Annotated in this window: 13 protein-coding genes; 9 read left to right on the forward strand and 4 right to left on the reverse strand. The window is 69.7% G+C overall.

Translation table 11 applies throughout. From position 1 onward, the window contains the following. Positions 1-29: 29 nt before the first annotated feature. The 4 genes from frr to WH85_RS09835 are packed head-to-tail and all read left to right on the forward strand — an operon-like array spanning position 30 to position 4,302. Positions 30-587: a ribosome recycling factor gene (gene frr / locus WH85_RS09820; protein WP_045741442.1), complete on the forward strand. Its 558-nt coding sequence runs from the start codon at positions 30-32 to the stop codon at positions 585-587. Continuing rightward, the gene (locus WH85_RS09825) at positions 587-1,678 is read left to right on the forward strand and encodes a phosphatidate cytidylyltransferase (protein ID WP_045741443.1); all 1,092 of its coding nucleotides are present in this window, start codon (positions 587-589) and stop codon (positions 1,676-1,678) included. The genes frr and WH85_RS09825 overlap by 1 nt, the downstream gene beginning before the upstream one ends. 43 nt (positions 1,679-1,721) lie before the next feature. Next, complete coding sequence (gene rlmN / locus WH85_RS09830; protein WP_045741444.1) at positions 1,722-2,900, forward strand: dual-specificity RNA methyltransferase RlmN; 1,179 nt, start codon at positions 1,722-1,724, stop codon at positions 2,898-2,900. 37 nt (positions 2,901-2,937) lie between these two features. Beyond that, complete coding sequence (locus tag WH85_RS09835; RefSeq protein ID WP_045741445.1) at positions 2,938-4,302, forward strand: DivIVA domain-containing protein; 1,365 nt, start codon at positions 2,938-2,940, stop codon at positions 4,300-4,302. 57 nt (positions 4,303-4,359) lie between these two features. Here the strand turns inward: WH85_RS09835 and WH85_RS09840 are convergent, their stop codons facing one another. Then, positions 4,360-4,596, reverse strand: a complete 237-nt coding sequence (locus WH85_RS09840) for a DUF2631 domain-containing protein (RefSeq protein WP_045741546.1) — start codon at positions 4,594-4,596, stop codon at positions 4,360-4,362. A gap of 166 nt (positions 4,597-4,762) precedes the next feature. On the opposite strand from WH85_RS09840, the gene WH85_RS09845 reads away from it, so the two are divergent. Then, positions 4,763-6,313 carry a Rieske 2Fe-2S domain-containing protein gene (locus WH85_RS09845; protein WP_045741446.1) on the forward strand — a complete coding sequence of 517 codons (1,551 nt, stop codon included), beginning with the start codon at positions 4,763-4,765 and terminating at the stop codon, positions 6,311-6,313. Between the two features lie 393 nt (positions 6,314-6,706). Here the strand turns inward: WH85_RS09845 and WH85_RS09850 are convergent, their stop codons facing one another. Continuing rightward, a complete protein-coding gene (locus tag WH85_RS09850) occupies positions 6,707-8,266 on the reverse strand; it encodes a phytoene desaturase family protein (RefSeq protein WP_045741447.1) in 1,560 nt (519 codons plus the stop codon). Positions 8,267-8,277: 11 nt separating this feature from the next. Next, on the reverse strand, positions 8,278-9,093 hold the full coding sequence (locus WH85_RS09855; RefSeq protein WP_045741448.1) for a YhjD/YihY/BrkB family envelope integrity protein: 816 nt from the start codon (positions 9,091-9,093) through the stop codon (positions 8,278-8,280). Between the two features lie 26 nt (positions 9,094-9,119). Here WH85_RS09855 and dxr point away from each other — a divergent pair, with 26 nt between their 5' ends. The 3 genes from dxr to ispG are packed head-to-tail and all read left to right on the forward strand — an operon-like array spanning position 9,120 to position 12,765. Further along, positions 9,120-10,328 (forward strand): 1-deoxy-D-xylulose-5-phosphate reductoisomerase, encoded by a 1,209-nt coding sequence (dxr, locus tag WH85_RS09860; RefSeq protein WP_045741449.1) that lies wholly within the window; start codon positions 9,120-9,122, stop codon positions 10,326-10,328. Further along, positions 10,328-11,587 carry a M50 family metallopeptidase gene (locus tag WH85_RS09865; RefSeq protein WP_045741450.1) on the forward strand — a complete coding sequence of 420 codons (1,260 nt, stop codon included), beginning with the start codon at positions 10,328-10,330 and terminating at the stop codon, positions 11,585-11,587. Before dxr ends, WH85_RS09865 begins: the two co-directional genes overlap by 1 nt. Positions 11,588-11,592: 5 nt before the next feature. Then, complete coding sequence (gene ispG / locus WH85_RS09870; RefSeq protein ID WP_045741547.1) at positions 11,593-12,765, forward strand: flavodoxin-dependent (E)-4-hydroxy-3-methylbut-2-enyl-diphosphate synthase; 1,173 nt, start codon at positions 11,593-11,595, stop codon at positions 12,763-12,765. Between the two features lie 207 nt (positions 12,766-12,972). On the opposite strand, the gene WH85_RS09875 is transcribed toward ispG, so the two are convergent. Continuing rightward, positions 12,973-13,569 carry a PadR family transcriptional regulator gene (locus WH85_RS09875; protein WP_045741451.1) on the reverse strand — a complete coding sequence of 199 codons (597 nt, stop codon included), beginning with the start codon at positions 13,567-13,569 and terminating at the stop codon, positions 12,973-12,975. A 123-nt stretch (positions 13,570-13,692) separates the two neighbouring features. Between WH85_RS09875 and WH85_RS09880 the strand changes: the two genes are divergently transcribed. Next, positions 13,693-14,532: a GNAT family N-acetyltransferase gene (locus tag WH85_RS09880; protein ID WP_045741452.1), complete on the forward strand. Its 840-nt coding sequence runs from the start codon at positions 13,693-13,695 to the stop codon at positions 14,530-14,532.

Raw genomic sequence — 14,532 nt, forward strand, 5'->3', positions numbered from 1 at the left:
CGAAGACAGCAAGGAGGCGAGAAGAGCCGGTGATCGAGGAAACCCTCTTCGAGGCCGAGGAGAAGATGGAGAGCGCGGTCGAGCACGCCAAGGAGGAGTTCGCCGCGATTCGCACCGGCCGGGCGACCCCGGCGATGTTCTCCAAGATCGTGGTCGACTACTACGGCGCTCCCACTCCCGTGACGCAGATGGCCTCCGTCGGTGTTCCGGAGCCGCGCATGGTCATCGTCAAGCCCTACGATGCGTCCCAGTTGGGCCCGATCGAGCGCGCCATCCGTGACTCGGACCTCGGGGTCAACCCGAACAACGAGGGCAACCAACTGCGCATCCACCTGCCGCAGATGACCGAGGAACGCCGCCGCGAGATGATCAAGGTGGCGCGGGGCAAGGCGGAAGAGGGCAAGGTCGCGATCCGCAACGTGCGCCGCAAGGCCAAGGAGCAGATCGACAAGCTGGTCAAGGACGGCGAGACCGGCGAAGACGACGGCCGCCGCGGCGAGAAGGAGCTCGACGACGTGACGCACCGCTACGTCGCCGTCATCGACGAGCTCCTCAAACACAAGGAAGCCGAGCTGCTCGAAGTCTGATGTCCTACGTCGATCCGCGTGCCGGGCAGGCCTCCGGCGACGACACCAACGTGCCGGCGCCGTATGCCTACGGCCCTCCCGGCCTTCCGGAGGACCCGTATGCCGATCCCCGGCGCAGTCCGGCGGCCCCGGCATACCCGAATCCAGCTTGGCACGCGGATCAACAGGCCGTCACGAAAGAACCGCCGGTGACCCCCGAGCCGCAGGACGGGACCGACGAGTCCCGCCCGAAGGGCAAGGTCCGGGGCCGGCGGCGAGCCAAGCGCGGCCAGAAGCCCGGTGGCAGCCGCGCCGGCCGCAACCTCCCGGCCGCCATCGGGGTCGGTCTCGGCCTGGGCGGGATGGTCCTGGTCTCCCTGCTGATCTGGCGTCAGGCGCTGCTCGGCGTGGTGGCCGTGGCCGCCGCCGTCGGTGTCTGGGAGATGGCGCGCGCCCTGTCCCGATCGGGCGCCAACCCGCCGCTGATCCCGCTGATCGGCGGCGGCGTCCTGATGACCGGCCTCGCCTGGTACGCCGGCCCGGACGCGCTCACCCTCGGCCTGGTCGTGACGATTGGCGCCGCTGTGCTGTGGCGGCTGGCCGACGGGCTCGCCGCGGTCCGGCGTGATTTCACTCCCACCGTGCTGACCGCGGTGTACGTGCCGTTCCTGCTGAGCTTCGCGGCACTGCTGGTCCAGCCGGAGGACGGTGCCCTCCGGGTGATCTGCACCCTGGTCGCCGTGGTGCTCTCCGACACCGGCGGGTATGCCGCCGGCGTCTTCCTCGGCGCACACCCGATGGCCCCGAAGATCAGTCCGAAGAAGTCCTGGGAGGGCTTCGCCGGATCGGTGACCGCAGCCGCGATCGGCAGCGCCGCCCTGCTCTTCTTCCTGCTCGACATCCCGGTCTGGTTCGGCCTGATCTTCGGTGCCGTGATGTCGGTCGTGGCGGTTCTCGGCGACCTCGCCGAGTCCATGCTCAAGCGCGACCTCGGCGTCAAGGACATGAGCAATCTGCTACCCGGACACGGCGGCCTGATGGACCGGCTGGACTCGATCCTGTTCGCCGTTCCCACCGCCTACCTGCTGTTCTCGATCATCGCCCCTAGCTAGCTGTGGGCGACCACCTCGGCAGGCGTGAGAAGCTGGATATGCCATGACGATTCTTCCGGTCATCCCGATCAGCCCCGACCAGCCCGACGCGGTGACGACCCGCCGTCGCCCGAGCATGCCCCCGCGCCACCTCGCCGACCTGGATCTCGCCGGTCGGCGCAGCGCGGTGACCGAGCTCGGCGAGCCCGCGTTCCGGGCGAAGCAGCTCTCCACCCACTACTTCGGCCGCCTGGTGCGCGATCCCGCCGAGATGACCGACCTCCCGGCGGCGTCCCGTGACCGGATCACCGCCGACCTGCTGCCGAACCTGCTCACCGCGGTCCGTGAGCAGGAGTGCGACGACGGCGCGACCCGCAAGGCGCTCTGGCGTCTGCACGACGGGGCCCTGGTCGAGAGCGTCCTGATGGGGTACCCCGATCGGGTGACAGCGTGCGTCTCGAGTCAGGCCGGTTGCGGCATGGCCTGTCCGTTCTGCGCAACGGGTCAGCAGGGCCTGACGCGGAACCTGTCGGTGGCCGAGATCGTCGACCAGGTCGTCTATCTGGCCGGGGTGGCGGCGTCCGGTGCGGTCACCGGTTCACCCCCGCGGCTGTCCCGCGTGGTCTTCATGGGCATGGGCGAGCCGCTGGCCAACTATCCGCGGGTCATCCAGGCGGTTCGGCGGCTCACCGCGCCTGCTCCGGAGGGCCTGGGCCTCTCACAACGGCACATCACGGTGTCCACGGTGGGTTTGGTGCCCGCAATGCGCCGGTTGGTGGCCGAACAGCTCTCGGTGACTCTTGCGCTGTCCCTGCACGCCCCCGATGATGATCTGCGCGATGAGCTTGTGCCCGTCAACCAGCGTTGGAAGGTGGCCGAGGTGCTCGATGCCGCGTTTGATTACGCGGCGCAGACCGGCCGTCGGGTTTCCATCGAATACGCCCTGATCAGGGACGTAAACGATCAGCCCTGGCGTGCCGACCTGCTCGCCCGCCTTCTGAACGGCAAGCTGGCCCATGTGAATCTCATCCCGCTCAACCCGACTCCGGGCAGTAAGTGGGATGCCAGCCCGAAACCCGTCGAGCGCGAGTTCGTCCGCCGTCTACGAGAGGCCGGCGTGTCGACCACGGTGCGCGACACTCGGGGACGGGAGATCGACGGCGCATGCGGCCAGCTGGCCGCCGGCGAGCTGACGCAAGCGAGCGCAGGGGGCGCCGCAGCCGACGCGGAGGTGGCACAGTGACTGGGCTCAGGTCCCAGCAAGCGGAGTGGGAGACGTTGTGACGAGTCAGGGGCAGCGTTTCCGAAGGCGTGCACTACGACGGGGATACAAGGTCGACGAGGTCGACGGTTTCCTGGACCGCGTCGAGGCGACCCTGGCCGGCGAGCAGGTGGGCCCGCCGGTCGGTGCGCAGGAAGTGCATGACGTCGTCTTCCGCGTGCGTTTCGGTGGCTATGACGAGTGGCAGGTCGACCTTCACCTGGACCGGGTCGAGCGTCAGCTCGCCGAGTTCGAGGAGCGCGGCGGCCGCCCGGCTGATCCGATGCGTGACTCCATGCGCAGTGGCCTCACCGCGGTGCCGCAGAGCCCGCCCGGACCGCCGCCCGGGATGATGGGGCAGGGCGGTCCCGGCCCCGGCGGTCCCGGCCCCGGCATGGGCGGCCCCGGTCCGGACCGGATGGGCCCCCCGGATCGCATGGGCCCGCCCGACCGGATGGGCCCGCCCGATCGCATGGGCCCCCCGGACCGGATGGGCCCGCCCGACCGGATGGGCCAGCCGGTCGGCATGGGCATGGGTCCCGGCCCCGGCGGCCCCGGTGGTCCCGGCGGCCCCGGTCCCGGCCCGGGGCAGGGTCAGGGGCAGGGCCAGCCGATGAACCGGGCGGCGCCGCCGACCGAGCGCATCCAGATGCCGTCGCGCGACGACCGGATGATGCCGCCGCAGATGCCGCAGCGTCAGCAGCAGATGCCGCCGCCGGACCCGTATGGCGGTCGCTACGACGAGCCGCCCTACGGCCAGCAGCAGCCGCCGCCGCAGCAGCCCCCGCAGCGTCCGGGTCCCCCGCCGGGTTACGACCCGGGCGGCTACGACCAGCAGCCCGGTTACGACCAGGGCGGCTACGACCCGGGTTACGACCAGGGCGGTTACGAGCCCGGCCGGCACGGCAAGGCCGACATGACGGCCGAGATCCGGATGCCCGAGCGTGAGCGTGACCCCCGTGGTTACGGCGGCCCGCCGATGCCGCAGGGCCCGATGCCGGGTCAGCAGGGCCCCGGCCCGATGGCGAACGCACCGATGAGCGGTCCGCCGATGGGTGGGGGCTACGGCGGCCCGCCTCCTCCGCAGCAGCCTCAGCAGCAGCAGTTCGGCCCGCCGCTGGGCGAGCCGGGAGGCGAGTTGTACCGCGTCGACCAGCTGCGCCGCACGTTCCAGCCGCGGCGCTTCGGCAGCGGGTACGACCCGTCGCAGGTGGACCGGCTGTTCGAGGGCATCCTGCAGGCGATGACCGGCCGCGGCCCGATGCCGGTGAACGAGAACGACCTCGACATGCTGCAGTTCGGTCTGGTGCCGAACGGCTACTTCGAGGCCGAGGTCGACGCCGCACTGCGCGAGGTCAAGGACATCCTGCTGCGCCACCGGTGACGGCCGGACAGACAGTGAAGAGGGGGCCGACGGCCCCCTCTTTGTCATCCGGCAGAGCTACTGGTCGTTCGGGCGCAGACCGGCCTTGCGCAGGATCACATCGCCGACGATGGCGGCGACGAGCAGCACCGCGGCCACCACGAGCCACACCTTCTCGGTGTTGCCCTGCTGGTTGCCCCAGAAGAACATCAGCATGATCACCGCGGAGATGAGTGCCCCGCGCTGGGCCCGCTTCCGGTTGCCCGGCTTCAGCTGGTCGGGCGCGTAAACCTCGTGGTGTTCATCCGCAGCCACGGTGGCATCCTCCTCGTCGATGGTGTAACGCGGAAACCAGTGTGTCACGGGGTCGGCGGGCGGCACCCGGCAACCCGGTTGTACTTTCAAGGCGTGCCAGCGCGGCGTCGCGCTCCGCGCGGCCCGGCGCAGGCACGGTCAGAAGCCGAGATTGAGGAGCGATCTAGTGCGGATCACGGGCACCGGCCATGCGAGCATGCGCATCGACACCGCCGCCGGCAGCATTCTGTGCGACCCGTGGGTGAATCCGGCGTACTTCGCCTCGTGGTTCCCGTTCCCCGACAACTCCCAGCTGGACTGGGAGACGCTGGGGGACTGCGACTACCTGTACGTCTCGCACCTGCACCGGGACCACTTCGACGCGGAGCACCTGAAGAGGTTCATCAGTAAGAAGGCGACCGTCCTGCTGCCGGAGTACCCGACGAGCGAGCTCGAGGACGAGCTGCGGGAGCTGGGCTTCAAGAGTTTCCTGCGGACCAGGTCGGACGAGGTGCACGAGCTCGACGGCGGCCTGAAGGTGATGATCCAGGCGCTGATCAGCCCGACCGACGGTCCGATCGGTGACTCGTCGCTCTGGGTCGAGCACGACGGCATCCGGGTGCTGAACCAGAACGACGCCCGCCCCACCGACCTGCAGCGTTTCGCCGAGCTGGGCCACGTGCACGCGCACCTGCTGCAGTTCTCCGGCGCGATCTGGTACCCGATGGTCTACGAGCTGCCGGAGAACGCGAAACGGGCGTTCGGCAAGCAGAAGCGGGAGCGGCAGTTCGACCGCACCTGGCGGTACATCGACGACCTGAAGGCGGACCACGTCTTCCCGATCGCCGGCCCGCCGTGCTTCCTCGACGACGAGTTGTGGCAGTTCAACGACATCTTCGGCGACGAGGGCAACATCTTCCCCGACCAGTCGGTCTTCCTCTCGGAGTACGCGAAGGTCGGTGGCACCAACGCCGTCGTGCAGCTTCCGGGCAGTGTGACGGTGCTGACCGACGGCGGCGCCACGCAGACCACCGAGCACCCGACGCCGGTCGACGAGTTCTTCGCCAACAAGAAGCAGCACCTCGAGGAGATGCGGGTCCGCAAGGCCCCGATCATCGCCGCTGAGAAGGCGTCCTGGCGGCACCCGGAGATCGACGTGCTGGGCGAGCTGAAGAAGCGGATCGAGCCTCTGCTCGAGGAGTCGATCTACCTGGCGAAGGGCGTCGGCGGCCCGGTCCGCTTCGACCTGGTCTCCTACGACGGCGACGAGGTCGAGTCGATCGTGGTCGACTTCCCCGGCAAGCAGGTGCGGCCCTACGCCGACGAGAAGGTGCGCTACCGCTTCCGCACGCAGCGGGAGCTGATCGAGCACCTGATCTTCATCGACGAGGGCGACTGGGTGAACTCGCTCTTCCTGTCCTGCCGCTTCTCCGCGGCCCGGATCGGGCAGTACAACGAGTTCGTCTACGCGTTCTTCAAGTGCCTCTCCGAGGAGCGCCTGCAGTACGCCGAGGGTTGGTACGACGAGCACGAGAAGGCCGTCGACGCCGAGGACATCCAGTTCGACGACTGGACCGTGCAGCGCCGCTGCCCGCACCTCAAGGCGGACCTGTCCCGGTTCGGGATCGTGGAGGGCAACGTGCTGACCTGCCAGCTGCACGGCTGGAAGTTCGATCTGCCCAGCGGCCGCTGCCTCACCAGCGTCGGCCACAAGATCCGTGCCGAGAAGAACAGCTAGGTCAAAACCTTCTTCATGTACGGGCGGGGCCGTCCACAGCACAGTCGTGCGGCGCTGGACGCCCCGTCCCTAAGCCTCCACCGGCAGCATCGCCCGCAACAGCCCCCGCCAAACCCGTGTGTTGATTTGCGGCGCCCACAGCGCCCGAATTCACCACACCGCTCGGGGTGTGGTGATTTGCGGCGTCCAGGGCGCCCTAATTCACCACACCGCTTGGGGTGTGTTGATTTGCGGCGTCCACAGCGCCCGAAATCAACACGCTGCTTGGGGTGTGGTGAATTCGGGCGTCCAGGGCGCCCGAAATCAACACACGGATGGGTTGAGGGGGAGTGGGCGGTTGGTGCGGCCCCGGATCGCCTCTTTCGCGAGGACGGGGCGGGTAGCGCGTACCCCTTAAAGGTCTTGAAGGATCTTGATCGCCGCGTTGTGGCCGGCTGCACCGATGACGCTGCCGGCCGGATGCGCCCCGGCTGACCCGGCGTAGAGGCCGTCGAGTCCGGTCGCGTAGGGCATCCGCTGGTCGAAGGCGACCGTGTTGTCGACGTGGTGGATGTGCCCGCCGGTGATGCCGAAGTGCTTCTCGATGCCCGGCGGGGTCAGCGGCATCACGTCGACGACCAGGTCGGACGTGCCCGGCGCGTAGCGGTCGCAGAGCGCCAGCAGCTGATCCACGTAGCCGGGCAGGAGATCGTCCCAGGACCCGTCGGCCGGCTGGTAGGGCACCGACTGCACGAACAGCGCCGACGAGTGGTTCCCGTCCGCGTCGCGCAGGGACTCGTCGACGGTGGTGTGCAGGTACCACTCGACGGTCGGCTCCGCGGGGAGGCGGCCGGCCTGCACCTCGGACCACATCCGGCGCACCGACTCCATCGGGGCCTCGCCGGGCAGCAGGTGGATGGTGGAGCCGAACGGCGACGGCGCGCCCGCCGGCAGGCACGAGAACCGCGGCAGGTCGCGCAGCGCCAGGTTGAGTTTGAGGGTGGTCCCTGTCCGGCGGACCGCCGCCATCCGGTCGGTGAGCGCGGTGGGCAGCGCGCCGTCCGGCACGAGGCTCATCAGACGGTACGGGTCGCAGCCGCCCAGAACCACGCGTGCGGTGATCGAACGGCCGTCCGCGAGCACCACGCCACCGACCGCGCGGTTGTCGACGGTGACCGCGGTGACCTCGGCGTCCGTGAAGATCCGGGCGCCCGCGGCGCGGGCCGTCTCCGCGAAGATCCGCGACACGGTGCCCATCCCGCCCTCGGCGATCATCCAGGTGCCGTCCGCGCCGGGCAGCCGGCACATGTTGTGCACCAGGAAGTTGTGGCCGGTGCCGGGGTCGTCGGGGCCGGCGTTGAGGCCGGAGAGGCCGTCGGTCACCACGTACATCGCGGTGAGCAGGTCGCTCTTGAAGCCGAACCGGGCCAGGTAGTCGACGACCGAGCCGCGCACCAGGTCGAGGAAGGTGCTCTGCAGCTGGGGACGGATGTGCCGGTCGGCGATCTCCTCCACCGAGCCGGGTTCCTCCAGCCAGGAGGGGGCCAGGTCGGCCCGCAGCGCGGCGATCTCCACGGCGAGCGCCTCGTCGGCGGCCACGTCCCGTGGCGAGAAGAACTCCGCCATCTGCCGGCGGGTGTCCTCGCGGTCCCGGCCGAACAGCAGGTACGGCGAGCCGGCCGGTCCCGGTGTCGGCAGGAAGTAGTGCGGGTCACGCCGCAGGGTGGGGATCGTCACGTCCAGGGTTTTCAGCAGCTCCGGCGGCATCAGGCCGAGGAGGTAGGACCCGGTGGACTGGCCGAGTCCCGGTGCCTTGGCGAACGGCCGTTCGGTGCGGGTCGCCCCGCCGATCCGGCCGGCCGCCTCGAGGACGACGACGTCGAGGCCGGCACGGGCCAGCAGGATCGCCGAGACCAGGGAGTTGTGACCGGCTCCGATGATCACGACGTCGGCGCGGCCGGGAATGGGCGTCATGGCGACGGAGATTACCCGGCGGGGCTGTCCGGCTCAGTCGGCGAATCGTCCGATAAATACGTCTTGACGGTGTGGGTGACCGCGAACCCGGCCAGAAGTACCAGGTGGAAGAGGTACAGCCAGAGGCCGACCGCCACCATCGCGCCGATCTCGGTGAATCCACCGAACGGGACACCCAGGTCCAGCGGCAGCGCGCAGAACAGCACGGAACCGTGCAGGAAGCCGGAGAGGTTGGCCGCGGTGAACGAGCCGATCAGGATCGTCGGGCGCCAGGGTGGGCGGCCGGGGGCGATGTAGCGGTACACCCAGATCACCACCGGTGTCAGGACCAGCCAGGTGGACAGGAAGGACAGGACCACACCGAGGACGGACCACCAGCCGCCCCGGACCCAGAAGCCGCTCGTGGTGGGCAGGGCGAGGAACGAGGCCAGCAGCAGCGCGGGCGCGGCGGCCAGGACCGGGAGCCAGAGGATCCGGCCGCGCCAGCCGACCAGGGATTCGCCGGGTTTCCGCAGCGAGACGAAGGCGCGGCGCAGCCCCTCGCCGTAGAGGGTGGCCGGGAGCAGGCTGGCGAGGGCCTGCAGCGGCGTCAGGCCGAGTCCGGCGGTGATCAGCTTCGTGAGGGCCTCGGGCGCGCCGATCGCATCCGGCAGGGCGGAAAGTGTCCTGTTTGTCAATTCAAGAACTATTTTTTCGGATATTGCCAGCCCGGTCAGCCAGATCGCCAGCAACGCGACCGGCACCACCGCGATACCGGCGTAGAAAGTGACGGCCGCGGCGTGAAGAGAGACGTCACGCCCCTTCAACGGCCGGAAGAGGTCCCGCATGGGGTGCCTTTACCCACTACGGAAAGATGGTCCACATGCGTGACCTCGTTCTGCTGGGCTCGACCGGATCCATCGGCACTCAGGCCATCGACATCGTCCGCCGCAACCCCGACCGGTTCCGGGTGGTCGCGCTCGGCGCCGGCGGCGGCAACGTCCCCCTCCTCGCCGAGCAGGCCCTCGAGCTGGGCGTCGAGGTGGTCGGCGTGGCCCGGTCGTCGGTCGTCCAGGACCTGCAGCTCGCGTTCTACGCCGAGGCGCAGAAACGTGGCTGGGCCACCGGTGACTTCAAGCTTCCCAAGATCGTTGCCGGCCCGGACGCGATGACCGAGCTGGCCCGGCACCCGGCCGACGTGGTGCTCAACGGCGTGGTCGGCAGCCTCGGGCTCGCGCCCACCCTGGCGGCGTTGGAGGAGGGCCGGATCCTCGCCCTCGCCAACAAGGAGTCGCTGGTCGCCGGCGGCCCGCTGGTGCGCCGGATCGCGAAGCCGGGACAGATCGTCCCGGTCGACTCCGAGCACTCGGCGCTCGCCCAGTGCCTGCGCGGCGGCACCGACCGTGAGGTGCGCCGGCTGATCCTGACCGCCAGCGGGGGAGCGTTCCGCGGGCGCCGCCGCGAGGAGCTGGCGAACGTCACGGTCGACGAGGCGCTCAAGCACCCGACCTGGGACATGGGGCCGGTGGTCACCATCAACACGGCGAACCTGGTGAACAAGGCCCTCGAGGTGATCGAGGCGCACGAGCTGTTCGGCATCTCGTACGACGACATCGAGGTGACGGTCCACCCGCAATCGGTGATCCACTCGATGGTCGAGTTCACCGACGGCTCCACCCTCGCGCAGGCCAGCCCACCGGACATGCGGCTGCCGATCGCGCTCGGCCTGGCCTGGCCGGACCGGGTGCCGGAGGCGGCGACCCCGGTCGACTGGACGCTCGCGCACAACTGGGAGTTCCGGCCGCTCGACACCGAGGCCTTCCCGGCGGTCGAGCTGGCCAAGGAGGCGGGCCGGATCGGTCATTGCCGGCCGGCCGTCTTCAACGCGGCCAACGAAGAGTGTGTGGCCGCGTTCGTCTCCGGTCGGCTACCTTTCTTGGGCATCGTCGACACCCTGGAACGGGTGCTGGCGGCGGCCCCCGATTTCGCGGAGCCGGGTACCGTCGAAGACGTGCTTGCCGCCGAGTCGTGGGCCCGTGCCCAGGCGCAGCGGACGATCGCGACTGTGGCTGAAGGAGCCTGATGCTGTTCTGGCTTGGTGCGGCGGCGTTCGCGCTGACCATCCTGATCTCGGTGAGCCTGCACGAACTCGGCCACATGATCACCGGCAAGCGTTTCGGGATGAAGGTGACGCAGTACTTCGTCGGCTTCGGCCCGACGATCTTCTCGTTCAAGCGCGGTGAGACCGAATACGGTCTCAAACTCATCCCGCTCGGCGGCTTCTGCAAGATCGTCGGCATGACGCCGCAGGACGACGACGTCGCCCCCGAGGACCAGCACCGCGCGATGTGGCGCTTCCCGGTCTGGAAGCGGACGATCGTGATGGGCGCCGGCTCCGTCACCCATTTCCTGCTCGCGCTGGTCGGCGCGTGGGGCATGGCCGCCACCGTCGGTCTGCCCAACACCGACATCCCGCAGACCGCCGACGCGCAGCGGGCCGCCCCCGCGATGATCTACGTCGGCGACTGCATCCGGACCAAGCTCGACGACACCGCCGCCGACTGCGTGCCCGGCACCGGCAGCGCGCTCGCCGCCCCCGCCAAGGCGGCCGGCCTGCAGACCGGCGACCTGATCACCAAGGTCGGCAGCACCGCGGTGGCCAACTACGGCGAGCTGACCGACGCGATCCGCGCCTCGGCCGCCGGCGCCACCCCGTTCGAGTACGTGCGGGCCGGCCAGACCGCCACCGCCACGGTCGACCTGGTCACCGCCGAGCGCACGCCGGTCGAGGACGCCGACGGCCCGGTCTCGCAGGTCTCGGTCGCCGGCATCAGCTGGACCACCGACGCGCCCTCGGTCCTGCACTACAACCCGCTCACCGCGGTCCCCGCCGCCGGCGACTTCAGCTGGTACATCGTGAAGGGCTCGTTCAAGGCGATGGCCCGGATCCCGGAGAAGGTGCCCGCCCTGTGGCACTCGATCACCGGTGACGAGCGCGACCCGGACACCCCGATCAGCGTCGTCGGCGCCAGCCGGATCGGTGGCGAGGCCATCGAGAAGGGCGTACCCGAGGTCTTCTGGCAGGTCTTCATCTCGCTGAACATCTTCATCGGCATCTTCAACCTGCTGCCGCTGCTGCCCCTCGACGGCGGTCACATCGCGATCGCCTGGTTCGAGCGAGTCCGCTCCTGGCTCTACGTGCGCTTCCGCCGCCCCGACCCGGGACGCGTCGACTACTACAAGCTGATGCCCGTCACATATGCGGTCATCCTCATCGGTGGCGCGTTTACCCTGTTGACAGTCACCGCGGACATCATCAACCCCATTACGATCTTCAAGTGAGTGAGATGACTGCTGTCAGTCTGGGAATGCCCGCCCTCCCCCCGCCGCCGCTGGCCCCGCGCCGCAAGAGCCGGCAGATCAACGTCGGTGGGGTCCTGGTCGGTGGCGGCGCCCCCGTCAGCGTCCAGTCCATGACCACGACGCTGACCTCCGACATCAACGCCACGCTGCAGCAGATCGCCGAGCTCACGGCGTCCGGCTGCCAGATCGTCCGGGTCGCCGTCCCGTCGCAGGACGACGTCCTGGCGCTGCCCGCGATCGCCAAGAAGTCGCAGATCCCGGTGATCGCCGACATCCACTTCCAGCCGAAGTACGTCTTCGCCGCGATCGACGCGGGCTGTGCGGCGGTCCGGGTCAACCCGGGCAACATCCGCCAGTTCGACGACAAGGTGAAGGAGATCGCCAAGGCGGCCTCCGAGACCGGCACCCCGATCCGGATCGGCGTCAACGCCGGTTCGCTCGACAAGCGTCTGCTGGAGAAGTACGGCAAGGCCACCGCCGAGGCGCTGGTCGAGTCGGCTCTCTGGGAGTGCTCACTGTTCGAGGAGCACGGGTTCCGCGACATCAAGATCTCGGTCAAGCACAACGATCCGGTCGTGATGATCCGCGCCTACCGGCAGCTCGCCGAGCAGTGCGACTACCCGCTGCACCTGGGCGTGACCGAGGCCGGCCCGGCCTTCCAGGGCACGATCAAGTCGGCGGTGGCGTTCGGCGCCCTGCTCGCCGAGGGCATCGGCGACACCATCCGGGTGTCGCTCTCCGCCCCGCCGGTCGAGGAGATCAAGGTCGGTCAGCAGATCCTCGAGTCCCTCGGTCTGCGTGAGCGCGGGCTGGAGATCGTGTCCTGCCCGTCCTGCGGTCGCGCGCAGGTCGACGTCTACACCCTGGCCGAGCAGGTCACCGCGGCTCTCGAGGGCTTCCCGGTGCCGCTGCGCGTCGCCGTGATGGGTTGCGTCGTCAACGGTCCCGGTGAGGCCCGCGAGGCCGACCTGGGCGTGGCGTCCGGCAACGGCAAGGGCCAGATCTTCGTCAAGGGCAAGGTCATCAAGACCGTCCCCGAGTCGATCATCGTGGAGACCCTCGTCGAGGAGGCTCTGCGCCTCGCCGACGAGATGGGCGCCGAGCTGCCCGACGAGCTCCGCGAGCTGCTTCCCGGCCCGACGGTCACCGTGCACTGACCGGTTCCTGAGGAAAGGCCCCGCGCTGCACCGGCGTGGGGCCTTTCTCTTGCGCTTTCTTCTCCTGTACGCCGGAAGCACTCTCGCTGCCGGAGCGCCTCCGAGCGGTCGGCCACCACCATGCCGGGCTCGCCACGATCACGGTCGTCTCCGTCATCCGCCGGTCCCGGCGCGCCCGTGGGGAGACGGGCGCGCGGGACGTGACCGTCACTCGCTGTCGGCGAGGATGGCGTACAGCTTGCGCTTGGTGTCGTTGAGCACCTCGAGCGCCTTCTGCCGCTGCTCCGGCGTGCCGCTGAAGCCGACCTGCTTGAGCGCGCTCATGATGCCGACTGCCGCGTCGCGGAAGTCCTGCACCTGATTCATCGTCTCGTCGCCGATCTGGGCCCACGGCGGGTTCTGCGCCGCGGCCTCGGCCTCGGCCCGGCCCTCGTCGGTGAGCTGGAAGCTCTTGCGGCTGCCGTCGGCGGTGGCCTCGATCTTGCCCTCGTCCTCCAGGAGCTGCAGGGTCGGGTAGACCGAGCCGGGGCTGGGGCGCCAGATGCCGTTGGTGCGGGCGTCCAGCTCCTGGATCATCTCGTAGCCGTGCATCGGCCGCTCGAGGAGGAGTGCCAGGATCGCCGGCCGCACGCTCTGCCGGCCGCCGCGTCCGCCCCGCCGGGGGCCGTGCCGGCCGAAGTCGGGCGGGAATCCGCCCGGCCCGCCGGGGCCGCCGAAGGGGAATCCCGGGCCGAACCCGAAGCCGCGCCGGCGGCCCTCGCCGCTCCAGCCGAACCCGCCGTGTCCCTCGTGCATGTTCCTCATTTCCTTCTCCGTTCGTTCGTCGATAGTTAGACGATATATCGGCAACGTGTCGGCGGCAAGGGTTTCTGGGATCGTGGGCTCGCGGCACGTGTCACGACGCCGGAATCTGGCAATGTGGTACCTGTGTTGACGGTGCCCATTCGCCAGCTCGGTGAGCCCGAGCGCGCGGCGGTCGAGCGGATTCTGGACGCCGACCCCTATGCGGGCGCGCAGATCTCCGAGAGAGTCGCCGCCCACGGCCTGAACTGGTGGCGGTCCGACGGCCGGATCTACGGTTTCGAACAGGGCCGCCGGATCGAGTCGATCATCTGGTCCGGGGCGCACCTGGTCCCGGTCGGCGCCACCCCCGCCGCCACCGCGGCCTTCGCCGACCTCCTCGGCGCCGAACCCCGGGTCTGCTCCTCGATCATCGGCCGGTCCGAGGCGGTCCTCGACCTGTGGAACCGCCTCGGCGGCCACTGGGGACCGGCCCGAGACGTCCGCCCCCACCAGCCGCTGCTGGTCACCGACCGGGACGCCCCGGTGCGGGCCGACCCGGGCGTACGGCTGGTCCGGTCGAACGAGATCGACCAGCTCTTCCCGGCGGCCGTGGCGATGTACACCGAAGAGGTCGGCGTCTCCCCACTGCAGGACGACGGCGGCCGCGGCTACAAACGCCGGATGGCCGAGCTCGTCAAACAGAAACGGGCCTACGCCCGGTTCGACGGCGACCAGGTGGTGTTCAAGGCCGAACTGGCGATCATCACCCGGCGGACCACGCAGGTGCAGGGCGTCTGGGTGCACCCCGATCACCGGGGCAGCGGACTCGGCACGGCGGCGATGGCGGCCGTCGTGGCGGACGCGCTGCGCCGGGTCGCGCCGACGGTCAGCCTCTACGTGAACGACTACAACGCGCCGGCCCGCCGGGTCTACGCCCGGTGCGGCTTCGTGTCCGCGGGATCCTTCGCCACGGTTCTGTTCTGA

Origin of the sequence: Actinoplanes rectilineatus (genome assembly GCF_000962825.1) — a bacterium.
Taxonomy (GTDB): domain Bacteria; phylum Actinomycetota; class Actinomycetes; order Mycobacteriales; family Micromonosporaceae; genus Actinoplanes; species Actinoplanes rectilineatus.